Source organism: Syntrophotalea sp. (assembly GCF_050253115.1).
Classification (GTDB): domain Bacteria; phylum Desulfobacterota; class Desulfuromonadia; order Desulfuromonadales; family Syntrophotaleaceae; genus Syntrophotalea; species Syntrophotalea acetylenica.
The window spans coordinates 1-23,454 of sequence record NZ_JBFWJQ010000032.1 but is presented as its reverse complement, the minus strand read 5'-3'; the positions used below and the strand labels follow the sequence as shown (position 1 = coordinate 23,454).

Genomic DNA, 23,454 nt, shown 5'->3' with positions numbered 1-23,454 from the left:
AACCATTTCACCGTACCTTCTGCCATTACCGTTTCTCCTTTTTCTCGCTGTCCGAGTCTTCTGGATGGTACAAACCGATGCACAAACAAACTACCAAGGAACATACCCTTGTCATATTTCTAATGGACTTCTGTCATTAGTCAATACTCCGGGCAAGGAAAAAGTGCATGTAAACGCCTGCATGCTATGACAGTATGGCAAACAGCAAAGGTAGAGAGGCGAAAGAGACAACAATACCTATTCCGATCAGCGCTATCGCCAAATCGCTCTCCATGCCGGCGATCACCGCCACGGCGCCGGCCGTAACCATGGGCGGCATACCGGCCTCAAAAACGGCAACATCCACATGCAATCCGCTTGCCCCAAGCAGGCGGCACACACCGAGAGTCACGAGGGGCGCAATCAGCAACTTGATCAGCAAACCGTAACCAAGCGGCCTCAACAGATGGCGTGGCAACCTCCAGTTCAGCTGCAGGCCAATAGCGGTCATAACCAGTGGCGTAAGACTCTGGGATACGCCCTGCAATGCCGCCTGCAATGCGTCGGGATAAGGCCAGGGGCGCAGCGCAAGCCCAGCCATCACGGCCAGAGTCGGCGGAAAAGTTAAAGTCCGGCGGGCAATGGACCCGATCCGCAACTTTCCGTCACGACCGTACAAGGCAAGAATCAGGGATCCATACAGGGCAAAGATCAGCATGGTTCCGATCTGATCGTAAACAATCAGATAAGGAATACCCTGCTGCCCGAAAAAGGCATTAACCATCGGGACCCCCATAAAGGAGGTATTTCCGAGAGGCACCAGCAGCAGAAGAACGCCGGTCTGGGCACGACTCCAGTGAAACTTTGCAGCCGCCGCCAAGACAAATGCCGCCGACAAAATCAGCAATCCCCAGGGAACCGCCGCTACCAGCAGCGCTTCTCGCCCGATCTGCAACTGCGGAATTTTTAGCAAAACCAGCGCTGGCAGGGAAACATACAGCGCAAACATGTTCAGCACCTGGGCCGAATCCTTTGGAAAGGCCTTTAGCCTTCGAAACAAAAGGCCCAGCCCGACAAAAACAACAATAAGAACGAAATTCGACATAACGATCCACACCTCGAAACAGCGCTTTGCATGAGGCGTGTATTCTAGGCTGTTTGACCGGCGTATACAAGCCCTGCCAGCCCTGCGCAAGCGCGAACAGATTTCTTCAGCATCTGAAAACAACAAACAGCGGGGCCAAGCGTCACCCCAAACCATTGGCGTGCCGCTGAAAACCGCGGATAAATACAGCATAGATTTCATATGGGAAACGCGCTGTTTGCAGATGCAGACCCACTGGTTAATGTTTTTTGCAGTCAAGGGTTGACAACCCTTACGCAATTGTGTATCTTCGCACCTCATCGACGCGGGGTGGAGCAGCTCGGTAGCTCGTCGGGCTCATAACCCGAAGGTCGCAGGTTCAAATCCTGCCCCCGCTACCAAATACGACAAAGGGACCGGCAGAAATGCAGGTCCCTTTTTGTTTATCAGTCTGCCGTGGAAACCGGTCAGAAGCCATCCGCCGGACCGTCGTTCAGGTCCTTGACCATGTATGTCCCTTCGGAAGTACCGTCACTGCGCCATAATTCCCGTCCGTGCCGGCTGTCGGTGGCACGAAACAGTAGCAGTCCGTTGATCCGGGAGAAGTTGGAAGGCCAGGAGTTGTCCCGGCCGGGCTGTATATCATAAACCAGCATGGTCCCCTCCCGAGTACCGTCGGTACGCCAGAGTTCCCGGCCATGCACACCATCATCGGCTTCAAACAACAGACTGCCGTTCACTTGAGTAAAATACCGGGGGTTCGAACCGGTCGGACCCGGAAAAATATCCACAACCATGTCAGTGCCTTCCACGGATCCGTTTGAACACCACAATTCCCGCCCATGAGTCCCGTTATCGGCCCCGAAACAGACCTTATCGTCCAGGACAGCAATCCCGGCCGGAAACGAGCCGGGTGTGCCCTCATTGATATCCATAATCATCCGGGTACCGGCGGCGGTGCCATCGGTACTCCATAGTTCGAAGCCATGAAGCCCGTCATTGGCCCCGAAAAAAAGCCGGTTTTGAACCTCGCGAAACTGGTAAGGGCGTCCGGACGGCTTTCCGGGATTGATATCGCGCACCAGTGCTGTACCGCCGGAACTGCCGTCGGAACGCCACAACTCCAACCCCCAGGCGGTACTTTCCACGCGCAGGCAGTGCGACAGCAGCGCCGGGCGCGTGGCCGCACTGGCACCTGTGCAGGCAAAACATCCCAGACCTGCGGCCAAAACTAAAACAGTTACGTACAAAAAATAACGACACATGAATGAGAGGTTCCCTATTTAATTAGTTTTACATAAATTTATTTAAACACTGATATAATAGTAAATATATTCTTATTTTGCCAGTTTTTTTTGCTGAGGCGAGCACCTGCCGTATACCAGACAAATTTTCTGGAAAAATCCATCGACGTTTTATATGATTGCAGAGCTTCGCAAGGACCCGACTCTGGGGCTTTAGCTGCGAAAGCCGAGCCGAAAAACCCTTTCGCCATCAACTCTCACCCGACCCCGGGACTGCTCTTCCGGACAGCCGACACACGTCCTGCCCACCCGCCGGTCAGCCCGTTACGTGAACGCAAAGGAGCGACAATGAAAATTCTGGTTGCGGAAAAAGTTGCCAAAGAGGGCCTGCTGATCATGGAGAAGGACCCCCTTGTCGAACTGGATGTCAAAACCGATCTGAGCCGGGAAGAATTGCTCCGGATCATCGACAGTTACGAGGGGCTGGTGATTCGCAGCGCAACCAAGGCCGATCGTGAACTGCTTGAAGCCGGCAAAAACCTCAAGGTCGTCGCGAGGGCGGGCGTGGGACTTGACAACGTCGACCTGAAAGCCGCCAGTGAAAGAGGCATCATTGTCTGCAACGCACCTTTCGGAAACATCAACAGCGTCGTCGAGCACGCCATGGCCCTGATTCTGGCCACCTGCCGGAAACTGGTGAAGGCCGACACAAGCATCAAGGGCGGCGCCTGGAATCGCTCCATCAAGGCGATGGAACTCAAAGGCAAGGTCGCCGGGGTTATTGGCCTGAACAAAATCGGCGGGGGTGTCGTCACCCGACTGAAAGCCTTCGACTGCGAAGTCATCGGCTGCGATCCCTACATTTCTGAAAAACGGGTCCAGGATCTGGGAATCCGGCTGGTGTCCCTCGAAGAGTTGATCCGGTCCTCCGATGTCATCACCGTGCACGTGCCTCTCAACGACGAGACCCGCAACCTTATCGCCGCTCCCCAACTGCAGCAGATGAAGGACGGGGTGATCCTGGTCAACACCGCACGCGGCGGCATCATCAATGAGCAGGACCTGCTGGCCGCCCTGGAAAGCGGCAAGGTCGGCGCGGCCTGTGTCGATGTATGGAGCGAGGAGCCTCCGCAAAGTGAACACCTCAAAAAACTGGTTGCCCACGAGCGCATGCTCGCCATCCCGCACCTGGGCGCGTCCAGCGCTGAAGCCCAGATCAATGTCTCCATTGACGTGGCCCGGGACATCGTACGCTTCGCCAATGAACAGCCCATGGAATACGCCGCAAACATTCCGCGCTTCGACAGTTCATTGATGGGGCAGATGCGGCCCTTTCTGCGACTGGTCAACATCATGGCCGATTTCGTTTCGCAACTGGCCGATTCCAATCTCAACAAGGTCACTTTTACCTACCAGGGGAGCGTGGCCGAATACGATTGCTCGCCGATAACCGTTTGCGGCATGGCGGCGCTGCTGAACAACAAGGTCGAGCAGGACGTCAACATGGTCAATGCGGCGCTTATCGCGGAAAACATGGGTATCGCCGTCGAGGAAGTCAAAAACCCCGCCCCCGCAGCCTTCGCCAACACCGTAACCATCGACATCGAAGGCCCCGGCATGCGCCGCACCATCGTCGGCACCCACTTCGAAGGGCAACCGCGTGTCGTGCGTCTGCGCGACTACCAGGTCGATTTTGCTCCTGAAGAACACATGCTGGTCATTACCTACCAGGACCGGCCGGGCATGATCGGCAAAATTGGACAGGTTCTGGGAGAACACGATATCAATATCGCCGCCATGAATCTCGGACGCCAGCAAAAGCGGGGCGAGGCCATGGTTATCCTGTCTCTGGACTCGCCGGTTCCGTCCAACGTGGTAGACGAAATCGGATCGGTCATCGTGGCAAGATTCATCAAATAACTGCACGTGGTCAAGGCACGACCGGAACAATGATGGCATGTGGAAGGGGCGGCCTTTGGCCGCCCCTTCCACATGCTCACAATGCCTTCCCCAACACACGGTTTGAGATATGATTGTCGGAATACCCAGAGAGATCAAAGTCAGGGAATACCGGGTCGCCATGACGCCGGCAGGAGTCCGCGCCCTGACCGAAGCGGGGCATGATATTGTCGTGGAATGCGGCGTCGGCATCGGCAGCGGCCTGGAGGACCGGGAATACCTTGAAGCCGGTGCCCGCACGGTGGAAGGTGCTGCCGAAGTCTATGCACAGGCCGACCTGATCGTAAAAGTCAAGGAGCCGCTGCCGGCTGAATACGGGCTGTTGCGCAGCGGCCAGTGCCTGTTTACCTATCTGCACCTGGCGACCAATACAGCTCTGACCTCCGTGCTGCTGCAAAACCGGATAACCGCCCTGGCTTATGAAACGGTGCAACTGCACGATGGCAGTCTGCCCCTGCTGCAGCCCATGAGTGAAGTTGCCGGACGCATGGCGGTACAGATCGGCGCCCATTTTCTGCAAAAAGAACAGGGGGGCAAAGGCGTGCTTCTTGCCGGCGCACCCGGTGTGCGCCCGGGACGCGTCGTGGTGCTGGGGGCCGGTACCGGCGGCAGCAACGCCGTGCGCATCGCGGTCGGCATGGGCGCCGACGTCACGGTTCTCGATATCGAGCCTTCGCGACTGGCCCTGCTCGACGAGCACTACGGCAACCGCATCCACACTCTGATTTCCAATTCCCAGAACATCGAGGACGAGGTACGACATGCCGACCTGGTGGTCGGCGCGGTGCTGATTCCGGGGGCCAGGGCACCCCACCTGGTAACGGAGGAGTTGGTAAAGCAAATGGAACCGGGCAGCGTGATCGTCGATCTGGCGGTCGATCAGGGAGGCTGTGTCGAGACCGTCCGCCCCACCACCCACGACGAACCGGTGCGAACAGTGCACGGGGTTTTGCATTACGGCGTGCCCAACATCCCGGGAGCGGTCAGCCGCACCAGCACTTTCGCCCTGACCAACAGCACCCTGGCCTACATCCGCAAAATCGCCGACCTGGGAGTGTCAAACGCCCTGGCTTGCGATGCCGCCCTTGCCAAAGGACTCAACACCCGTGACGGCCAGATACACAACAGGAAGGTGGCCAGCGCTTTGGGGCTGGCTTTTTCACCCGTCACATGTGCAGATAGTGATCAAGGATAAATCGTGAGATGCTGCGCCGCGGCGGCAGTTTCGGGAGTGCCTTAACGGAAAACCAGCGGGCATCGGCCAGTTCGCCGTAATCGACAACCAGTTCGCCGCTTTCATAATCCGCAACGAATCCGGCCATCATCTGGCTGGGGAAAGGCCAGCACTGACTGCCGACATAACGCAGATTTTTGACCCGCACCCCGGTTTCTTCAGTAATCTCCCGAACCGCCGCCTCCTCCAGACATTCACCGAAATTGACGAAACCCGCCACCAGACTGTAATGCCCGTCAGGCCACTCGGCTTTGCGTGTCAGCAGCACTTCTCCAGGTCGGCGCACCAGCGTAATGGCGCAGGGGTGAATGTGAGGAAAATGCAGGGCGCCACAACCGCAGCAGCGTTTGCCCCACTCGCCCAGCAACCGTAGCATGGAATTGCCGCACCGGCTGCAGACCCGGCTGTTCGACTCCCAGTGCCGGATCTGGTGCGCCAGCCCCCCGAGGGATAACAGATCGACGGGAATACAAGCTCCCCAATCCCGTAACTGGCAAGCCTCCAGACCATCGGGCAAAAGCTCTTGTTCCGGCCACGGCAACACCCGGCATGGCACCCCATCCCAGGTTCCGAAAAACAGGGGGACATCCTGCACCGGCCAGTCAGGCGCAAAGACGCCACGGGGAAGACACGGCCCAGCGGCCGCTTTTTGCAACAGCAGTTCGCTGCCGCGCAATATGATCCAGTACCCGTCGCCACCCGGATCACGATCCGGCGTCGCTTGTTGAAAATGCTCCTGCAAGCAATGGTTGTTAAACGGCAGGTGCAAGGGGGAGGAAAAAAAAGTGCTCAATCGGTCCACATCCGCACTCCGATAAAAAGAACCTGCGTTTCAAAAAAGCCTGGCAGCCAACAGCAGGGCCAGTTGCGTCTTGGCATCCAGAATCGCACCGCCGTCAAGCAAACGCAAGGCCTCTTTCAGAGTCATGACGACGGGATGGATGAACTCATCCTCCTCCAGAGCGCTCGGCACCGGCGTCAGGTCCGTTGCCAGATACAGATAAACCCGCTCATCACAAAAACCGACGGCGGAGAGCATATCAACAAGAGGCCTTATGGAGGCTGCCCGGTAACCGATCTCTTCCTGCAGTTCCCGGCGAATACAATCGACCGGATCTTCTCCAGCTTCCAGTCGACCTGCCGGGATTTCCCAGATCGTGCCATCCGCCGCCGGACGAAACTGGCGGATCAAAATGATACGTCCGTCATCCAGAACCGGCAGGGCCGCCGCCCCTCCCGGGTGGCGAACCATTTCAAAAGTCGCCATCCGGCCATCCGGCAGCCGATGGTCCTCCAGCGCTACGGAAAAGATCCGGCCCGCAAATACCGGTTTGTTTCGCTGATTCATTCCCCACCCCGCACCGGCAGCACCATCCGCAGTTCCCCGAAAACAGCCCGGAACACGCATGGCAACTCGCCCAGATAATCACCATCCACCTGCACGGGGGCAGGCCCCCCGGTTACGACAATCTCGCGCGCCTGCAGCTGAATCGCCTCTTTGGAGCACAACGGACGAGCTGCGGCAATTTTGCCGATGGTGCGTAACATACCCAGTCGCGAACCGGACCGCAACAGACAAACACTGAGGGTGTTTTCGAACAGCGATGCACCGGCGCTGACCACAAAGCGCCCGCCATAAAGGCGGCAGTTGCTGATGATGACGCCGTAAGCCTGCCGCCGCAGCCCGGACTCGGTGACAACCTCCAAAGGCCGGGGCCGATAGCGAAACAGGCTAATCAACCCGCCGAGCACATAAGCCGCCTTGCCCAGCTGTCGCTTCAGACGCAGGTTGACCCCCCGCACCACCTCCGCGTCCAAACCGATCCCCGCCATGAGCAAAAAGCGCTGGCCATCCGCCTGCCCCAGACAGACACGCCGGGGGCCGCCATCGATCACCAGATTGCAGGCCCGCTCCACCTCGAAGGGTATCCCCGTTTCCAGAGCAAAGACATTGGTGGTCCCCAGCGGGATAAAGCACAGAGGGATGTCACTCGGCGCCAGGCCGTTGATGACTTCGTTGAGCGTGCCGTCTCCACCGGCGGCGCAGACCCGGTCGAATCCGACGGTCCGCGCCGCGGCGGCCGCCCGTTGGGCATCACCGCGCGCTCCGGTCAGGGTGAGATCGACAATTGCACCCCGCTGCTGCAAACAGGTGACGGCCCGGGCGATCTGATTTTGCGCGCTACCGCCCGCAATCGGATTGGCTATCAGCTTGATTTTCATCTTGCATCCCGGTCAGACAGTTATTGGCCTGTTATGGATGTGACGCATCCTGCGCCGGCCTGTTGCGGCGCAACAAATCCCCTCCCCGGGCCCCTTCCGGAAGAGCGAGCACAACCCTGGCATTGGGCTGCACGACCGCTACGGGCAGGCCTGCCATATCCATCGGCTGCCCGACGACAAAGCGGTTCTGACGCATGCCCGGGCCGATGAGTTCCAGCGTCTCGCCGGGAAAGAACCGGTTGCGGCCCACGATCTCGCCGCAACCATCCGCCGCGGTAGACACGACCTCCCCGACAAAATCGCAATGACGGATATAACCGCCATGTTCGGCGTGCAACTGCGCATCGTCGCGGCCCAGAAGAAAACCTGTGCCATAGGGTCGGTGACTGACACTTTCCAGTTCCTCGCGCCACACAGGATCGCATTGCCACGCGGATGGGTCTTCCAGATAGCGGTCAAGCGCTGCCCGATATACCCGGGTGACGGCAGCAACATAATAACGGCTTTTCATGCGCCCCTCGATCTTGAGGCTGTCAACGCCGGCGTTCACCAGCAGGGGCAGCTGTTCGAGCAGGCAGAGATCACGGCTGTTAAGGAGATAACTGCCGCGGCCGTTTTCCTCGATGGGCATATACCGCCCTGGCCGGGTCTTTTCCACCAGCGCATAACTCCAGCGGCAGGGTTGCGTGCAGAGCCCGCGATTGGCATCGCGACCGGTCAGCGCCGCCGACAGCAGGCAGCGGCCCGACCAGGCGACACACATGGCGCCGTGCACAAAAACCTCCAGAGCGGCATCGGTAGCGGCACGTATCGCACGGATTTCCTCCAGGCTGAGTTCCCGCGCCAGATTGACGCGCTTCACCCCGGCACCGACCCAGAAACGCACCGCTTCGGCATTGGTCGTGTTTGCCTGGGTTGAAAGGTGGATTTCCCTTTCAGGATCACCAGCTTTTACAAGGGCCAGAACACCGGGATCAGCCACGATGTAGGCGTCGATATCAAGGCTCCGCAAGGCATCGATGTAAGCTGCGCAGGCCTCCGTTTCCCCGGGTAAAAGATAGGCATTCAGGGTCAGATACATGCGCCGGTTCTTACGCAGCGTCAACTCCCTGGCCCGCGACAATTGCTCCAGATCGAAATTGTCCGCCTGGGCCCGCAGCCCAAACTGCTCGCCTCCCAGATAGACGGCATCGGCCCCGTACAACAGGGCGGTTTCCAGTTTTTCAAGATTGCCGGCAGGCGCCAGCAGCTCAGGCAAACATCTCATGGCAAATCGACTTCCGGAAAGATCGAGGTCTAGCGCCGGCACCACACCGCTCCGCTGCGGGCAGGTCAAGCACCAGCGATTCGTTAGCACACCTTAGCATGAAAAATAGAAACCGGGAAACGGCTTCCCGCCGCTCGAAAACCTTTGCCCTTGACAAGACATTAAAAACCCTCTACTTTTTAAGTTGTTTTTCACTTTTCGGATGCTTTTTTTTGCGGCTTTGTGTTTCCCACGGGCCGGGATTTCCGTCATGTTTCGATTCGCAACCCTTCTGATGCTTGGCAGCCTGCTCTGCGGTGGCTGCGCCACGTCCACGGCACCGGGCGACGACCCCATCAATACAGCCGCTCGACGGCGCATGGACGTACTGGAAAACCATCTTGCCGAGATGTTCCGGCGTCTTGACAGCCTCGAGCACACCCTGACCGACCAGCAGCAGCAGTTGGCAACCCTGCAGGCTGCCGTATCGGCACAAAAAGTCACCCCTGCCGGGGAAAACGCCAGTCTTTCCGAACCGGTTGAGGCAACCGGAACCGCTGTCATCGGCGCATCGGCGCCGGAAACCTATCTCAAGGCTTTTGGCGATTACGCATCAGGCCGCTACCCGCAGGCCATTGAAGGCTTCCGGTCTTTTCTGCAGCAGTTCCCCGCCAACAATTATGCCGGCAATGCTCAATATTGGCTCGGAGAATGCTTCTACAGATTGGGTCGATACGACCGTGCCGTTCAGGAATACCGCAAAGTCGTCGACAATTATCCGTTGAGCGGCAAGGCTCCGGACGCCTTGCTGCACATGGCTCCGGCGCTGCGCCAGCTCAATCAGTACGAACAGGCGCGGCAGGTTCTGCAGACCCTTCGGCAACGCTACCCCAACAGCGCCGCCGCACGCAAAGCCCTGGCCGGATCCTGAAGGCTCTGCCTGTTTTTTTGGCCCGGATTGAAGCACAAGATTTTCCATCTGATCATTACCGCAAGGGGGAGATTCCATGAAAACCATCTGCAAAGCTCTTGCAGCCCTGTGTCTGCTGTTTCCGCTTGCGGCTGCGGCACAGACACCGGAACAGGTCTACACCATTAAAAAAGGCGACACCCTGTGGGGCATCTCCGAAAAATTCATCAAGGATCCCTACTACTGGCCGAACCTTTGGGCCAACAACCCGTTCATCACCAACCCCCATTTCATCTATCCGGGACAGCGCGTCGCCATCCGCAACGGTCGCCTGGTGCTGCTGCCCGGCCAGGATGCGCAAGCCACCGGATCGCAGCCCTGCATCATGCCCATCGAGCCGGTCGAGGAAATCACCGTCAAAGGCGTCGCCGGCAATGAAGGCTTCGTCACCCTGGAGGAACTGGACCGGGCCGGCACCCTGATCGATGCCACGGACGACCGGATTCTGCTCAGCTACCAGGACCAGGTTTTCGTAAAAATCCAGGAGCCGGGCCTGCAGCCCGGCGACCGTTTCGCCCTTGTCGAAGTCGGTGAACAGATCAGGCACCCTGTCAGCAAGGAAATCCTCGGCCATCGCGTCAGCTATCTGGGCGAAGTCGAAATCAGCGACGTTTCCCCGCCCGTGGCGACCGGGATAATACGGCGTGCGGTCAAGGAGATTACCCGCGGCGCCATTTTGATCCCGATGCAACCGTCCCGGCGCGATATCGTTCTGAAAAAGGCTGCCGCTCCCCTGCTCGGCCATGTCATGGCCAGCAGTCGCGAAAAAATCGCCCTCAGCCAGCATGATGTCATCTATCTCGACCTTGGAGAAACCGACGGCCTGGAATCCGGCAACATGATCTATCTAAGCCGTCCCCGGCAGACGACCCAACGGATCCTGCCCGAGCACGATGTCGAACTGCCTGACGAACTGCTTGGGGCCGCCGTAATTATTGCCACCCAACCGCAGACGGCAACAGCGTTGATCCTCAAATCGGTCGCTCCCATTTATGTCGGTGACCGGGTTTCGACGCCGACCGAATAACAACCTCCCTGCAGGGATTTCCCGAACAGCAAAAAAAGGATTGAAGTCATTCAATCCTTTTTTTGCATGGTGACAAACCCTTGACCATGACACGCACCGAACAGGCATGGCTGCGACTGTATCTGACTCCCGGACTTGGCCGGGTCGGCACCATCCGCCTCATTGAGGCTTTCGGATCTCCCGAGGCTGCCCTTGCCGCCAGCCCCCGGGCCTGGACTGAACAGGCGCGCGTTCGCCCGGCGGTAGCCGCTTCGCGGCCCGCTGAAGGGGATGCCGTTTTTATCCAAACCCTGGAAACCCTCGACCGACTCGAAGTCGGCATCATTTCCCTATGGGACCAGCATGCATATCCGGAGCCGCTCCGATCTATCTACGATCCGCCGGCGTTGCTGTTTGTCAGGGGAAAACTCCCCGAACAACAGGGACTTGCCGTGGTGGGAGCCCGGCGCGCCTCGCCGGACGGGATTCGCCTGACCCGCACCCTCTGCCGTCAGATCGCGGCCCAGGGAATTTCCATCGTCAGCGGCCTGGCCCGGGGCATCGACCGGGCGGCGCACGAAGGCGCCCTGATGGTTGACGGTGCCACCGTAGCGGTGCTCGGCTGCGGTATAGACCGCGTCTATCCACGGGAAAACGAACCCCTGTATTTCGAAATACTGCAAAAAGGCGGCGCCATTCTGTCGGAATATCCGCCGGGAACACCACCACTGGCGCAGCACTTTCCCGGTCGCAACCGCATCATCAGCGGTATGTGCCGGGGGGTTCTGGTGGTGGAAGCGGCAGCTCGCAGCGGTTCGCTGATTACTGCGGAATTCGCTCTTGAGCAGGGAAGAGAGGTATTTGCGGTACCGGGGCCGGTAAACAATCCCGGCAACCAGGGCACCAATCAACTGCTCAAGGAAGGTGCCCGCCTGGTGACCGAAAGCGCCGATATCCTGGACATATTCAAGCCCGGATGTTGCCCCTCGGAACCGCCTTCCAGGCCGGACCCGCTGCTGGAAAAACTATCGGGACAATTCCTGAACGTATACCGGGAGCTACAGGACAGCCCGCTGCACCTCGATGAACTGGCTCGGAAATGCGGCTTGACTCCCATGGAGGTTTCCGCTATTTTACTCCACTTGGAACTTGAGGACGGAGCGACACAGCTTCCCGGCATGCGTTTTGTGCGCAAGCGGAGCTTATAAGAACCTGGAGATTTATGACCGGAAACCCCCTCAAAGAACGGGTTTTGGCCATCGTCAGCATTATCGCTCATTACATCATGGAAGATGGGCAGCTGCCGGCCAATGGAGACCTTGTCGAGGAACTGCTGGCTGTCGGGTTCGAGGCGGATGAAATCGATGCGGCTTTCAACTGGATGGAAAACCTGTCCATGCACCCGGATGCCGACCCTTCAACCCGCCCCCTGACCGTCCCCAGCCAACGAATATTTACAGCCGAGGAATGTCAGGCCATCGCGCGTGAAGCACGCGGTTTTCTGATGCGCGTGCGCGAGATGGGAATCATCGACGGAAACCTTCTGGAAGAAATCATCCAGAAGGCCTTGAACACCGACGACGATGAAGTCAGCCTGAAAGACATCAAGACGCTGACCGCCCTGACCCTTTTTTCCCACTCTCACCATGAGTGGATGCGCGAAGTCGACTGTTTCATGGACGACGACTGGACTCGGCTCTACCACTGATACAGACACGCCAGGCTGCGGGTTCCCTGCAGCCTTTTGTTTCAGTGTTGGCACGGGGACCAAAGACATGACCTCCTCCCAAAAGACATCTTCACAAAGAGGCATTCATGGCACAATCCCTGGTAATCGTCGAATCGCCCGCCAAGGCGAAAACCATCGAAAAATTTCTCGGTCCGGGTTATAAGGTCCTGGCTTCCTACGGACACGTGCGCGCGTTGCCGAGCAAGCAGGGCTCGGTCGACGTGGAACACAATTTTTCTCCCCGCTATCATATCCTCCCCGAAAGCCAGAAGCATATCGAGCTTTTAAAAAAGGAGGCCAAAAAGAGCCGGGAACTGATACTGGCCACCGACCCCGACCGTGAGGGAGAGGCCATTGCCTGGCATCTGCTCGAAGCCCTGGGCATCTCCGAACAGGCCGCTTCCCCCGAGGTAAAGCGCGTCACTTTCCACGAGATCACCAAGGGCGCCATTCAGGAAGCCATCGCCCACCCCGGTCACATCAGCCGCGAACTGGTCGACGCTCAACAGGCCCGCTCCGTCCTCGATTACCTGGTCGGTTTCAATCTTTCGCCCTTTTTGTGGAAAAAAATCCGCTACGGCCTGTCCGCCGGGCGTGTGCAATCCGTTGCCCTGCGCCTGATCTGCGAGCGGGAGAAGGAAATCGCAGCGTTTGCGCCCCGTGAATACTGGTCCATCGAGGCCCGTCTCGGCACCGACCAGGGGAGCGTTTTCGCAGCACGGCTGAATGCCATCGACGGCAAAACCCTCGATAAATTCGATATCGCCGACCAAAATCAGGCCGAAGATCTGGTCAGGGCCATCAGCAAGGAATCCTTCCAGGTCAGAGAGCTCAAAAAATCCTCCAAAAAGCGCAACCCGGCCGCACCCTTTACCACCAGCACCCTGCAGCAGGAAGCAAGCCGCAAGCTGGGGTTTTCCGCCCGCAAGACCATGACCGTGGCACAGAAGCTCTACGAGGGAATCGACGTCGGCAACGGACTCGAAGGCCTTATCACCTACATGCGTACCGACTCGGTGGCACTCTCCCAGGTTGCCACCACTGAGGCCCGCGACGTCATCACCCGCATGTTCGGCAAGGAATATGCCCTGGAAAAACCCCGGGCGTTCAAAAACAAAGCCAAAAACGCCCAGGAAGCTCACGAAGCCGTGCGTCCAACAGCGCTGTCCAACTCTCCGGATCAGATCAAAGCGCACCTGACCTCTGACCAGTTCAAGCTTTACCGCCTTATCTGGCAGCGCACAGTCGCCTCGCAGATGGCAGCGGCGGTCCTGGACGCCACGACAGTCGATATCGCCGCCGGCGAGCGGTTTATGTTCCGGGCGTCGGGGCAGGTTGTGCGCTTTGCCGGCTTCATGAAGCTCTACATCGAGGACTACGACAGCGCCGAGGAACAGGACGATCAGAAAGAAGCCACCCTCCCGGAACTGCGGCAGCATCAGCCACTGCAATGTGAAGAGCTTCTTCCGGCGCAGCATTTTACCCAGCCGCCACCGCGATTCACCGAGGCCAGTCTGGTAAAGACACTCGAGGAAAACGGCATCGGCCGGCCATCGACCTATGCGTCCATCATCAACACCCTGGTGACCCGCAAATACGTGCGCCTGGAAAAACGTACCTTCCATACCGAGGATGTGGGGATGGTGGTCAGCGACCTGCTGGTCAATCACTTCACCAAATACGTCGATTACGACTTTACCGCCGGCATGGAAGAAGACCTGGATGCCATCTCCCGCGGTGAAAGGGAGTGGCAGCCGGTACTCAAGGACTTCTGGGAACCGTTTATCTCCCTGCTGCGGCAGAAAGAGACCGAGATTTCCAAGCAGGATGTGACGACGGAAAAAACCGACCGAACCTGTCCCGAGTGCGGCAAACCGCTGGTCATCAAGCTCGGCCGCTCGGGCCGGTTCCTGGCCTGCTCGGGATTTCCCGAATGCCGTTATACCGAGCCGCTGAACGGCAGCGAGCGGGAAGAACCGGTCATGTCGGACCAGACCTGCGACAAGTGCGGCGCCCCCATGCTGGTCAAACAGGGGCGCTATGGCAAATTTCTGGCCTGCTCAGCCTATCCGGACTGCAAAAACATTCAGCCTCTCGTTAAGCCCAAGGCTCTTGGCATCCCCTGCCCCCAGTGCGGGGAAGGGGAGTTGATGGAGAAAAAAAGCCGCTACGGCAAAATTTTTTACTCCTGCAACCGCTACCCGCAATGCAAATATGCCCTGTGGGATCTGCCGATCCAGGAACCCTGTCCCAAATGCAAGTTTCCGCTGGTAGTGGAAAAAACTACCAAGCGGCAGGGTACCTTCCGCAAGTGCCCGCAGGAAAGCTGTGACTGGACCGAAACCCTGGTGCCACCGGAGACCAAAACCAAAGCCGCCACCAAAAAGCCCGCGGCCAAAAAAACATCCACGGCCACACCGTCGCCCAAAAAAACCCCGGCAAAGAAAGCCGCAAGCGACAAAGCCACCGCCAAAACAGCGCCGGCGAAAAAAGCCTCCAAAGCCAAAAGCAAAGCCTGAAACCTGCAGGCCGGGTGGCCTCTTTTTAAACATTGACCGGATCCCGGCCACTCCCACCTCGATGCGACCGGTCCCGCGGGCCCGGTCGTTTGTGCTTTTTGGAAACCCCTTACGGTGAGATCCGAATGAACCAGGCAAAACCACCTCAACCCGGCATAACCATTATTGGCGCCGGCCTGGCCGGCTGCGAAGCCGCCTGGCAGGCCGCTGAACGGGGTTTGCGGGTGATACTGTACGAAATGAAACCCCGGGTCTTTTCCCCGGCACATCGCAGTCCCGATTTGGCTGAACTGGTTTGCTCCAACAGCTTGCGCGGTACCGGCATGAACAACGCCGTCGGTTGCCTCAAGGAAGAACTGCGCCGCTGCGCCACCCTGTTCATGCAGGCCGCCGATGCCAGCGCGGTTCCGGCCGGGGGAGCGTTGGCAGTCGATCGCGAGGCTTTTTCCGCATTCATCACCGACTGCATCGAGCGACACCCCAACATTGATCTGCAGCGCCGCGAACTGGCCGCCGTTCCGGCGCAAGGGACGACCATCATTGCTTCGGGCCCTCTGACGTCGGCCCCCTTGGCCGCCGATATCGCCCGCCTCACCGGAAGCGGACAGCTCTATTTCTACGATGCCATTGCTCCGATCATCGAAGCCGACAGCATTGACCATGCTATCGCATGGAAAGCCTCCCGCTACGGTCGCGGAGGGGATGACTACATCAACTGCCCGCTGTCCCGCGAGGAATATTACGCATTTATCGAGGCCCTCAGATCCGCCGACAAGGTACCGGGCAAGCACTTTGAAAAGGTGATCCATTTCGAAGGCTGCATGCCGATCGAGGAAATGGCCGAGCGGGGCGATATGACCCTCGCCTTCGGCCCCATGAAGCCGGTCGGACTGCCCGATCCGCGCACCGGAAAAGAGCCCTTCGCCGTGGTACAGCTGCGCCAGGACAACCTGCATGCCACCCTGTTCAACATGGTCGGATTTCAGACCAAGCTGACCTGGCCGGAACAGCGGCGCATTTTCCGCACCATCCCCGGCCTGCAAAACGCCCGCTTTGCCCGCCTCGGAAGCATGCATCGCAACACCTTCATCAACGCCCCGGCCTGCCTCGACCAACACCTGCGGCTGAAAGCCGAGCCGCGGCTGTTCTTTGCCGGGCAGATTACCGGTGTTGAAGGGTACGTTGAATCGGCCGCCTGTGGCTTTCTGGCCGGGCTGTTCGCCGCAGGGCAGGTGCTCGGCAACCCGCTGCCCTTGCCGCCGCCGACTACCTCCCTCGGTGCACTGCTTGGCCACCTGGCCCACTCCGAGCCCGACTCTTTCCAGCCGATGAACATCAATTACGGCCTTTTCCCGCCCGTGGAGGAGCGCAAACGCAAGCGGGCCGAGCGACGCCTGGCTCTGGCGGAACGGGCTCTTTGCGATCTGGAAGTGTGGCGTCGGCAAATCCTGGCCGCTACCTCCGACCTCTTGTTCCGCCCCCAGGAGCCGCCCGATGAACCCTGATCCCCGGCTGACCTCCGATCGCCTTGAAAACACCATCGTGCTGGCTTCGGCCTCGCCTCGGCGCAGTCAGTTGCTGGCTTCGGCGGGTATTGCCTTCACCGTGGTCGGCAGCGACGCTCCCGAAACGATACAACCCGGAGAATCGCCGCAGCAGCACGTCCGGCGTCTGAGCCTGCTCAAAGCCCGGGAGGTGGCCCACCGCTCCCACATCACGGGGCGCTGGTTCATCGGAAGCGACACAGTGGTGGTCCGCGATGCGGCCATTCTCGGCAAACCGGCCGATGCCGGCGAGGCCGCGGCCATGCTGAGCTCGCTGTCGGGCCGCAGCCACAACGTTATTACCGGTTTCGCCATCATCGACCGTATCGGCAGAACGGAAACGGTCGAGACAGTCTCGACCCGTGTCTGGTTCCGGGAGTTGACAGATCTGGAGATTCAGGGTTACATTGCCACCGGCGAACCGTTCGGCAAAGCCGGCGCCTATGCCATTCAGGGCATCGGCGCATGCATGATCCCAGCCATCGAGGGCAGCTACACCAACGTCGTCGGCCTGCCGCTGTGCGAAGTGGTTGCTACACTCGAAAAGCTTGGTGCGATACGCCTGTTCGCGTCCGGCGCCCCCCGTTCCGACCATCTCGACCCGCCATCCTGAACCGCCCGCCGGCACCGGACACCTGGGCGGGCCGATCAACGGAAGGACTCTTCATGAGCATAGAAGCCAATCTTCGGGAAATCCGCGACCGCATCGATGCCGCCTGCCTGCGCATCGGCCGCAATCCGCGGGACGTGCGGCTGGTTGCCGTGTCCAAGACGAAGCCGGCCGCCATGATCGATGAGGCGGCGGCCGCCGGCCAGACGCTGTTCGGTGAAAATTATGTGCAGGAATTTCTGGCCAAGGCGGAGCAAGTCATGGCCAAGGTCGAATGGCACTTCATCGGCAGCCTGCAATCGAACAAGGTCAAATATCTGCGCGAAAAAGTCGCCATGATTCACTCCGTCGACCGCTTGTCTTTGGCAAGGGAAATCGATCGGCAGTGGAGCAAAGCCGGTTATCCGGCCGACATCCTCATCCAGGTCAATCTCGGCGAAGAAGAAAGCAAGTCCGGCACACAGGAAGCGGCTCTCGAAGAACTGGTACGCAGCATCGCGGCACTGCCCAATGTGCGCATTGGCGGACTGATGGCACTGCCGCCCTACCTTGACGACCCGGAGATGGTCCGGCCCTTTTTCCGCCGGTTGCGCCATCTGGCTGAAAAACTTTCCGCCCTGGACATTCCCGGCGTCGCCATGCGGGAGCTGTCCATGGGGATGAGTCACGACTTCGAGGTAGCCATCGAGGAGGGTGCTACCCTGGTTCGGGTCGGGTCCGCCATTTTCGGTTCACGACGCTGAGGGGTTCCCCATGCCTGAGTCTTCCAGCCCCCGTGCCCTGTGGGGATCGCGCATCGGCTTCATTCTGGCGGCCGCCGGCAGCGCTGTCGGTCTCGGCAATATCTGGAAATTCCCTTACATCACCGGCAACAACGGCGGTGGCGCCTTCGTTTTGGTCTATCTCATCTGTATCGCGCTGGTCGGGCTTCCGATCATGATGGCGGAATTGATGATCGGCCGCTACACGCGCCGTGATGCGGTCGGCGCCTTTCGCACTCTGGCCAGGCCGGGTTCCCCGTGGCGGCTGGCCGGCTGGATCAGCATTCTGGCTGCGTTCGTCATCCTGTCCTACTATTCAGTGGTCGCCGGCTGGACCCTGGAGTACATATTACGCGCCGTGCAGGGCGCATTTCGTACCCCGGCGACAACGGGGACCGTGGAGACCGCTGAGCAGGTCAGGGCCCTTTTTGACGGATTGATCGAGAGCGGACCGCGACAGTTGCTGTGGCACTTTCTCTTTATCGGAGTGTGCCTGGGCATCGTCATCGGCGGCGTGCAGAAAGGTATCGAACGCTGGAGCAAAATCCTGATGCCGCTCTTGCTCGGACTGCTGGCACTGCTGTTCGTCAACGGCATGCTCAGCGATGGTGCCCGCCAGGCATGGGTCTTCATGTTTCGTCCCGACTTCAGCAAACTGACTTCCGGTGCCGTGCTTGAAGCTTTGGGCCATGCCTTTTTCACCCTGTCTCTGGGCATGGCAGCCATGATCACCTACGGTTCGTATCTTAGCCGCGCTGAAAACCTGTTCGCATCCGGTCTGCGCATCGCGTTGCTGGACACTGTCATCGCCCTGATCGCCGGACTGGCTATCTTCCCCATCGTGTTTTCGGCGGGCATGCAGCCTGGCGCCGGCCCCGGACTGGTTTTTCAGACCATCCCCGTGGTGTTTTCCAACCTGCCCGGCGGCAACATCCTGGCGCTGCTGTTTTTTCTGCTGCTGGCTTTTGCCGCGCTGACCAGCGCCATCTCCCTGCTCGAATCACAGGTGGCCTATCTTATCGACGAGCGCGACTGGGGGCGCAAGCGAGCCACCGCCTTTTTGGCAGGACTGGCTTTTCTGGTCGGCATCCCTTCGGCCCTTTCAAGCAATCTGCTCCAGCACATCACCCCTATTGCCAACCTCGGAGTTTTCGACTCCATCGACCTGATCGCCTCCAACTACCTGCTGCCCATAAGCGGGCTGCTTACCGCCCTGTATGTCGGCTGGTTCTGGAGCGATCAGGAAGAAAAGCAGGAACTGATGGCCGACGGCTCGGTCTGGATATACCCGCTGTGGCATTTCCTGATCCGGTTTGTTGCTCCGATTGCCGTAGGCATTATCCTTTATTACAAAATCGAAGAAACCGGCCTGTTCGCTTTTTTTGCCGGGCTTTTCTGACCCGGAGACCCGACCATGATTATCGATACCCTGCTGTTCGATCTTGACGGTACCCTGATAGACTCGGCTGCCGATCTGGGTACCGCCGTCAACCTGCTGCGCGCGGAAATGGACCTGCCGCCGCTTGGTATCGACCTGGTGCGCACCTACGTCGGTGACGGCGCCACCATGCTGGTGCGTCGCGCCCTTCCGGAAAATGCCTTTTCCGAACAGCGCCTCAAGCGTTTTCTGCAGCTGTATGAAGAACATCTGGTCGAAAAAACCACCCTCTATCCCGGGATCGACGAGGTTCTCATCAGTCTTCAGGGTAAAAACATGGCTGTCATAACCAACAAGCCGTTTAACCTGACCCTTCGGCTGTTGTACGAACTCGGCCTCACCGCTTTTTTCGGCTGTATCGTCGGCGCCGACGGCACACTGCCCAAAAAACCCGACCCGGCCCCGGTTTTTGCTGCGCTGCGAGACCTTGGCGCCGATGCCGGCAAAGCGGTGATGATCGGCGATCATCACACCGATCTGCGCGCGGGGCGCGCCGCCGGTGTCAAAACCTGCTTCTGCGCCTGGGGCATTGGCAACAGCGACGGCTACCCCTTCGATTACCTGGCTGAAACCCCCCGGGATCTGCTGCGCCTGTTTCCGGTCTGATTTTTTCACCGCTTTCCCGAATCGATCCCATCTCATGACCGACACCGCGCCTTTGTCCCTGCGGCAGATTTCCCGCTTTTTCTTCCCCTTGATGCTCAATGTGCAGTTAATGAGCTTCTCCCACAACATCATCAACATGGCCCTTGCACGCCAGCGAGATGCCGTGACGAACCTTGCCGCATTTGCCATCGCCCTCGCCCTGCACCTGTTTATCGCCTCGCCCGGATACCAGAACCATACCATCGCCCTGGCGCTTGTGCGGGGCAAACGCTCCCTGCGCAGCGTGTCTGTGTTCGTAATCGCCGCATCGGCGGCCATTTCCGTCATATTATCGATCGTCGCCTGGACCCCGGTCGGCCAGTTCGTTTTCGAAGAGCTCATCGGCGCCCCCAGGGAACTTGCCGCGGCAGCTCGTCCTATTATTGCAATTCTTGCATTTCTGCCGTTTTTCACCGGCCTGCGCGGGCTGTGCCAGGGCATCGTGATCCGCTCCCGCCGCACCGAACTGGTTTCCATCGCCACCGTGGTGCGCATCATCAGCCTGATCCTTTTTCTGATGCTGGCCGCCGGACATATCCGCGGACCGCAACTCGGAGCACTGGGCCTGCTGGTCTGCATTGCTACGGAAAGCCTTCTGATGCTGTGGTTCTGCCTGAAATGCGGACTCGGCCCCGAGACTTGCGATGCCGGGGAACACGGTATCCGCGCGACCTTCCGCTACAGCCTGCCGCTGGCATTCTCCTCGGCCATGCAGCAGGTCGTCCCCCTGCTGATCAGCGCCATCATCAGCCGCCTGCCCGATGCTACCCTGGCCCTTGCGGCCCTTGGTGTCATACGCGGCTTTATTTTTCTTTTGGCCGGCCCCATGCGCAACCTGCAGCAGGCCTGCCAGGCACTGGTGCGCAACAAACGGGATTACCACATGCTGATGCGCTTTTTCCGGAGGGTAGCCGCAGGCATGGCCCTTATCATGATCGCGGTGGCCTATCCGCTCAACCTGCCGGTGCTGGGATGGGCGATGGGGCTGGATGCCAGGCTGCGCAGCTATATTGCACTGCCTCTGGCCAGCTGCGCGCTGTTTCCCATACTGTACGGCGCCGTCAATCTATGGCGTGGCCTGTTTGCAAAGCAATATCGAACCGGCGTACTCGGCTGGGCCACCGTCGCCAAGGTCGGCTATCTCGCCCTGGTCTGGCCTTTGTCCACACTCAGCCCCCTGCCTGTTCCGGGGATTGCGCTGGCCGTGTTCCTGCTGTTATCCTGTGAATATTGTGAGGCATGGTACCTCAACCGTTGCCGTCGTCAGGCGGACATTTGATACCAGATCAAAGGGACTTGCGGCCTTTCAGGTCCGGGTTTCAAATGAAGCCGTTTTCTCGTTGCCCAAAGGCGCAGGATATCGTCCCATGCAAGACAAAAAACATCCTTGTCCCGACTGCCACTTCTGCCAATGGTGCTCTGACCTGCGCTGTGCCGCCTGCCTGGGAAAAGGCAGGCCACGACGTAAAAAACTTTCCATCAGCGAGCAGATTGCCCTTTTCGAGAAGGTCAACCACGAATGCAGCAGGCACGAAAACCCCGAAAGACAACCCTGCTGTTGCCATAAACCAACCTCTGCCAAAGAACCGGAAACCTGATTATGACCCCGCCCAGGGAAGTATCCCCTTTTATTATCTACGGCTTTTTTCTGACCGGCCTGATGTCCTCCATCTGTTTCCGCATACTGCCCATCGCCAATCAGCTGTGGCCCGGAAGCTTCCGGCCCATCTGGTATGTCGGTGTCATCGGCTACTGCCTGTTCTTCCTCTACCGCTACCGCATCACCCTCAAGCGCCGCCGCACCATTATCGGCATGAACCTGCTCGCCAAGCTCAAGGCCGGTGCCCTTGACAGCAACGATCGGGAAGCCATCCGCTATATTTTGTCGTCCCTGACCGTGAGCAAGGAAGGCCTTAACTATCTGATCATCTTCGTACTGTCAATCGCTGCCATCGCCGCCGACCTGGCCCTTGGCTAACCGGTGGCGTTCCCATGTCCGTAACGGCAAAAGGCCGATACAGGATCGGCCTTTTGCATAAAACACTGAAACCTCGTCCCGTCAAAATGCCGCATGGCAGCTTGCAGGATCGGGAAAAACCGTCAATTTCTGCCCAGCTCCCGCGACCGTTTCGCTGCTTTGGACACCGCCTTGATCAGGGCGGCCCGCAGACCCTTTTCCTCCAGTTCCTTGACCGCCGCAATGGTGGTGCCCCCCGGAGAACAGACCTGGTCGCGCAGCACCGCCGGGTGCTCACCACTCTCCTTCACCAGTTGTGCGGCGCCGAGCACCGTCTGGGTGGCCAGCGCCAGGGCCGTATCCATGGGCAACCCCTCCAATACGCCGCCCGCCGCCATGGCCTCGATCACCATATACACATAGGCCGGTCCGCTGCCGGACAAACCGGTCACGGCATCGAGCTGCGATTCGCTGACGACATGCACCGTTCCGACCCCTTCGAACAGGTGCAGGGCGATGGACAGGTCCTCCTTGCCGGCGTGCGCCCCGGAACACAATGCCGCGGCACCGGCACCGGCCAGGGCCGGAGTGTTGGGCATAACGCGCACCACCCGCGGCGCCCCCTGGAAATAGCCTTCCAACGCTGCGGTGGTCACTCCGGCCGCGATCGATACCAACAACTTGCTATCGTCGAAAGCCCCGGCGATGGCTGGAAGAGCCACCGGCACGATCTGGGGCTTGATAGCCAGAACAACCAGATCGCTCTGCCGCACTACTTCAACGCCATCGCTGCCGCAGATAACGCCGTAACGCTCGGTCAACTGGCGGGCGCGCGCTTCATTGGGTTCGGCCACCCGAATATTCCGTGCCGGGATCGCCGATTTGATCAGTCCCTTGATCAGAGCTTCGCCCATGTTGCCACCGCCGATAAAACCGATGTTGCCTAATTCCATCATCACGAGGAAATCCTTTCCCGCTGGTTGGTTTTTGTCCGGGCTTTATAAATGATCACTGGCTATGATCAGATCGAAAGCATCAATGTCGTACAAAGTAAATACGAAGTCTGGCCCCGGGTCAAGCCCGACAAGCTCCCGGCGGAAGCTCCGGATGCAAGCTAGCGGAAACGTTCGCGCATATAGATCACTGCCGGGCGCCCCTTGTAAATCCCGAAGCTGGCGCGAGCCGCCGGATCGTCATCGTGTGCGCCATCGCCATCCCAATCGTAACGCAACCAGGGCAACAGGGAAAGATCGGCCCGAACCTGAATATAACCATTGGAACCGGGAGCGCTGAAAGTCAACCCGGC

23 protein-coding genes and 1 tRNA gene are annotated in these 23,454 nt (G+C 59.1%); 15 read left to right on the top strand and 9 right to left on the bottom strand.

Annotation, left to right across the window (positions count from 1 at the left end):
- Window positions 1-184: 184 nt before the first annotated feature.
- Window positions 185-1,084 carry an AEC family transporter gene (locus AB7E65_RS05355; protein WP_320360427.1) on the bottom strand — a complete coding sequence of 300 codons (900 nt, stop codon included), beginning with the start codon at window positions 1,082-1,084 and terminating at the stop codon, window positions 185-187.
- A 303-nt stretch (window positions 1,085-1,387) separates the two neighbouring features.
- On the opposite strand from AB7E65_RS05355, the gene AB7E65_RS05350 reads away from it, so the two are divergent.
- Window positions 1,388-1,464: transfer RNA gene (locus AB7E65_RS05350), tRNA-Met, on the top strand.
- 66 nt (window positions 1,465-1,530) lie between these two features.
- On the opposite strand, the gene AB7E65_RS05345 is transcribed toward AB7E65_RS05350, so the two are convergent.
- A complete protein-coding gene (locus AB7E65_RS05345; protein WP_428745412.1) occupies window positions 1,531-2,292 on the bottom strand; it encodes an ELWxxDGT repeat protein in 762 nt (253 codons plus the stop codon).
- A 363-nt stretch (window positions 2,293-2,655) separates the two neighbouring features.
- Here AB7E65_RS05345 and serA point away from each other — a divergent pair, with 363 nt between their 5' ends.
- Window positions 2,656-4,227, top strand: coding sequence for a phosphoglycerate dehydrogenase (gene serA / locus AB7E65_RS05340; RefSeq protein WP_428745411.1), 1,572 nt, complete (start codon window positions 2,656-2,658; stop codon window positions 4,225-4,227).
- 109 nt (window positions 4,228-4,336) lie between these two features.
- Entirely contained in the window at window positions 4,337-5,461 is a 1,125-nt protein-coding gene (ald, locus tag AB7E65_RS05335) for an alanine dehydrogenase (protein WP_428745410.1), read from the top strand.
- On the opposite strand, the gene nudC is transcribed toward ald, so the two are convergent.
- The 4 genes from nudC to AB7E65_RS05315 are packed head-to-tail and all read right to left on the bottom strand — an operon-like array spanning window position 5,433 to window position 8,990.
- A complete protein-coding gene (gene nudC / locus AB7E65_RS05330) occupies window positions 5,433-6,302 on the bottom strand; it encodes an NAD(+) diphosphatase (protein WP_428745409.1) in 870 nt (289 codons plus the stop codon). The genes ald and nudC overlap by 29 nt on opposite strands.
- Window positions 6,303-6,332: 30 nt before the next feature.
- Window positions 6,333-6,848 (bottom strand): NUDIX hydrolase, encoded by a 516-nt coding sequence (locus AB7E65_RS05325; RefSeq protein ID WP_428745408.1) that lies wholly within the window; start codon window positions 6,846-6,848, stop codon window positions 6,333-6,335.
- Window positions 6,845-7,723: a diacylglycerol/lipid kinase family protein gene (locus AB7E65_RS05320; RefSeq protein ID WP_072286827.1), complete on the bottom strand. Its 879-nt coding sequence runs from the start codon at window positions 7,721-7,723 to the stop codon at window positions 6,845-6,847. Before AB7E65_RS05320 ends, AB7E65_RS05325 begins: the two co-directional genes overlap by 4 nt.
- Before the next feature lie 31 nt (window positions 7,724-7,754).
- The gene (locus tag AB7E65_RS05315; protein ID WP_428745407.1) at window positions 7,755-8,990 is read right to left on the bottom strand and encodes a peptidase U32 family protein; all 1,236 of its coding nucleotides are present in this window, start codon (window positions 8,988-8,990) and stop codon (window positions 7,755-7,757) included.
- 250 nt (window positions 8,991-9,240) lie between these two features.
- Here AB7E65_RS05315 and ybgF point away from each other — a divergent pair, with 250 nt between their 5' ends.
- From ybgF to AB7E65_RS05260, 11 genes are all read left to right on the top strand, one after another.
- Complete coding sequence (gene ybgF / locus AB7E65_RS05310) at window positions 9,241-9,900, top strand: tol-pal system protein YbgF (protein ID WP_320360432.1); 660 nt, start codon at window positions 9,241-9,243, stop codon at window positions 9,898-9,900.
- 76 nt (window positions 9,901-9,976) lie between these two features.
- Window positions 9,977-10,966, top strand: a complete 990-nt coding sequence (locus tag AB7E65_RS05305; protein ID WP_428745406.1) for a LysM peptidoglycan-binding domain-containing protein — start codon at window positions 9,977-9,979, stop codon at window positions 10,964-10,966.
- An 86-nt stretch (window positions 10,967-11,052) separates the two neighbouring features.
- Window positions 11,053-12,153: a DNA-processing protein DprA gene (gene dprA / locus AB7E65_RS05300; protein WP_428745413.1), complete on the top strand. Its 1,101-nt coding sequence runs from the start codon at window positions 11,053-11,055 to the stop codon at window positions 12,151-12,153.
- Between the two features lie 14 nt (window positions 12,154-12,167).
- On the top strand, window positions 12,168-12,653 hold the full coding sequence (locus AB7E65_RS05295) for a DUF494 domain-containing protein (protein ID WP_072286823.1): 486 nt from the start codon (window positions 12,168-12,170) through the stop codon (window positions 12,651-12,653).
- Window positions 12,654-12,760: 107 nt separating this feature from the next.
- Window positions 12,761-15,193 (top strand): type I DNA topoisomerase, encoded by a 2,433-nt coding sequence (gene topA / locus AB7E65_RS05290; protein WP_428745405.1) that lies wholly within the window; start codon window positions 12,761-12,763, stop codon window positions 15,191-15,193.
- A 125-nt stretch (window positions 15,194-15,318) separates the two neighbouring features.
- The gene (gene trmFO, locus AB7E65_RS05285) at window positions 15,319-16,698 is read left to right on the top strand and encodes a methylenetetrahydrofolate--tRNA-(uracil(54)-C(5))-methyltransferase (FADH(2)-oxidizing) TrmFO (RefSeq protein ID WP_072286821.1); all 1,380 of its coding nucleotides are present in this window, start codon (window positions 15,319-15,321) and stop codon (window positions 16,696-16,698) included.
- A complete protein-coding gene (locus AB7E65_RS05280) occupies window positions 16,688-17,350 on the top strand; it encodes a Maf family protein (RefSeq protein ID WP_072286820.1) in 663 nt (220 codons plus the stop codon). The genes trmFO and AB7E65_RS05280 overlap by 11 nt, the downstream gene beginning before the upstream one ends.
- Before the next feature lie 53 nt (window positions 17,351-17,403).
- Complete coding sequence (locus tag AB7E65_RS05275) at window positions 17,404-18,090, top strand: YggS family pyridoxal phosphate-dependent enzyme (protein ID WP_320360435.1); 687 nt, start codon at window positions 17,404-17,406, stop codon at window positions 18,088-18,090.
- A 10-nt stretch (window positions 18,091-18,100) separates the two neighbouring features.
- Window positions 18,101-19,507, top strand: a complete 1,407-nt coding sequence (locus AB7E65_RS05270; RefSeq protein WP_072286818.1) for a sodium-dependent transporter — start codon at window positions 18,101-18,103, stop codon at window positions 19,505-19,507.
- Window positions 19,508-19,522: 15 nt separating this feature from the next.
- Window positions 19,523-20,152 (top strand): HAD family hydrolase, encoded by a 630-nt coding sequence (locus AB7E65_RS05265; RefSeq protein WP_428745404.1) that lies wholly within the window; start codon window positions 19,523-19,525, stop codon window positions 20,150-20,152.
- A gap of 34 nt (window positions 20,153-20,186) precedes the next feature.
- Window positions 20,187-21,470: a hypothetical protein gene (locus AB7E65_RS05260; RefSeq protein WP_072286816.1), complete on the top strand. Its 1,284-nt coding sequence runs from the start codon at window positions 20,187-20,189 to the stop codon at window positions 21,468-21,470.
- Window positions 21,471-21,510: 40 nt separating this feature from the next.
- Here the strand turns inward: AB7E65_RS05260 and AB7E65_RS05255 are convergent, their stop codons facing one another.
- On the bottom strand, window positions 21,511-21,756 hold the full coding sequence (locus tag AB7E65_RS05255; RefSeq protein WP_428745403.1) for a hypothetical protein: 246 nt from the start codon (window positions 21,754-21,756) through the stop codon (window positions 21,511-21,513).
- 35 nt (window positions 21,757-21,791) lie between these two features.
- Here AB7E65_RS05255 and AB7E65_RS05250 point away from each other — a divergent pair, with 35 nt between their 5' ends.
- The gene (locus tag AB7E65_RS05250) at window positions 21,792-22,169 is read left to right on the top strand and encodes a hypothetical protein (protein ID WP_320360438.1); all 378 of its coding nucleotides are present in this window, start codon (window positions 21,792-21,794) and stop codon (window positions 22,167-22,169) included.
- Between the two features lie 122 nt (window positions 22,170-22,291).
- Here the strand turns inward: AB7E65_RS05250 and proC are convergent, their stop codons facing one another.
- Window positions 22,292-23,104 (bottom strand): pyrroline-5-carboxylate reductase, encoded by an 813-nt coding sequence (gene proC, locus AB7E65_RS05245; RefSeq protein ID WP_320360462.1) that lies wholly within the window; start codon window positions 23,102-23,104, stop codon window positions 22,292-22,294.
- A gap of 158 nt (window positions 23,105-23,262) precedes the next feature.
- The coding region (locus tag AB7E65_RS05240) for a DUF6701 domain-containing protein (protein ID WP_428745402.1) at window positions 23,263-23,454 on the bottom strand (192 nt) is incomplete at its 5' end.

Bases quoted from the DNA above. Each gene is read 5' to 3' on its own strand.
- AB7E65_RS05355 (WP_320360427.1), bottom strand. From the start codon at position 1,084: ATGTCGAATTTCGTTCTTATTGTTGTTTTTGTCGGGCTGGGCCTTTTG.
- serA (WP_428745411.1), top strand. From the start codon at position 2,656: ATGAAAATTCTGGTTGCGGAAAAAGTTGCCAAAGAGGGCCTGCTGATC.
- ald (WP_428745410.1), top strand. From the start codon at position 4,337: ATGATTGTCGGAATACCCAGAGAGATCAAAGTCAGGGAATACCGGGTC.
- AB7E65_RS05325 (WP_428745408.1), bottom strand. From the start codon at position 6,848: ATGAATCAGCGAAACAAACCGGTATTTGCGGGCCGGATCTTTTCCGTA.
- AB7E65_RS05320 (WP_072286827.1), bottom strand. From the start codon at position 7,723: ATGAAAATCAAGCTGATAGCCAATCCGATTGCGGGCGGTAGCGCGCAA.
- AB7E65_RS05315 (WP_428745407.1), bottom strand. From the start codon at position 8,990: ATGAGATGTTTGCCTGAGCTGCTGGCGCCTGCCGGCAATCTTGAAAAA.
- ybgF (WP_320360432.1), top strand. From the start codon at position 9,241: ATGTTTCGATTCGCAACCCTTCTGATGCTTGGCAGCCTGCTCTGCGGT.
- AB7E65_RS05305 (WP_428745406.1), top strand. From the start codon at position 9,977: ATGAAAACCATCTGCAAAGCTCTTGCAGCCCTGTGTCTGCTGTTTCCG.
- dprA (WP_428745413.1), top strand. From the start codon at position 11,053: ATGACACGCACCGAACAGGCATGGCTGCGACTGTATCTGACTCCCGGA.
- AB7E65_RS05295 (WP_072286823.1), top strand. From the start codon at position 12,168: ATGACCGGAAACCCCCTCAAAGAACGGGTTTTGGCCATCGTCAGCATT.
- topA (WP_428745405.1), top strand. From the start codon at position 12,761: ATGGCACAATCCCTGGTAATCGTCGAATCGCCCGCCAAGGCGAAAACC.
- trmFO (WP_072286821.1), top strand. From the start codon at position 15,319: ATGAACCAGGCAAAACCACCTCAACCCGGCATAACCATTATTGGCGCC.
- AB7E65_RS05280 (WP_072286820.1), top strand. From the start codon at position 16,688: ATGAACCCTGATCCCCGGCTGACCTCCGATCGCCTTGAAAACACCATC.
- AB7E65_RS05275 (WP_320360435.1), top strand. From the start codon at position 17,404: ATGAGCATAGAAGCCAATCTTCGGGAAATCCGCGACCGCATCGATGCC.
- AB7E65_RS05270 (WP_072286818.1), top strand. From the start codon at position 18,101: ATGCCTGAGTCTTCCAGCCCCCGTGCCCTGTGGGGATCGCGCATCGGC.
- AB7E65_RS05265 (WP_428745404.1), top strand. From the start codon at position 19,523: ATGATTATCGATACCCTGCTGTTCGATCTTGACGGTACCCTGATAGAC.
- AB7E65_RS05260 (WP_072286816.1), top strand. From the start codon at position 20,187: ATGACCGACACCGCGCCTTTGTCCCTGCGGCAGATTTCCCGCTTTTTC.
- AB7E65_RS05255 (WP_428745403.1), bottom strand. From the start codon at position 21,756: ATGGCAACAGCAGGGTTGTCTTTCGGGGTTTTCGTGCCTGCTGCATTC.
- AB7E65_RS05250 (WP_320360438.1), top strand. From the start codon at position 21,792: ATGACCCCGCCCAGGGAAGTATCCCCTTTTATTATCTACGGCTTTTTT.
- proC (WP_320360462.1), bottom strand. From the start codon at position 23,104: ATGATGGAATTAGGCAACATCGGTTTTATCGGCGGTGGCAACATGGGC.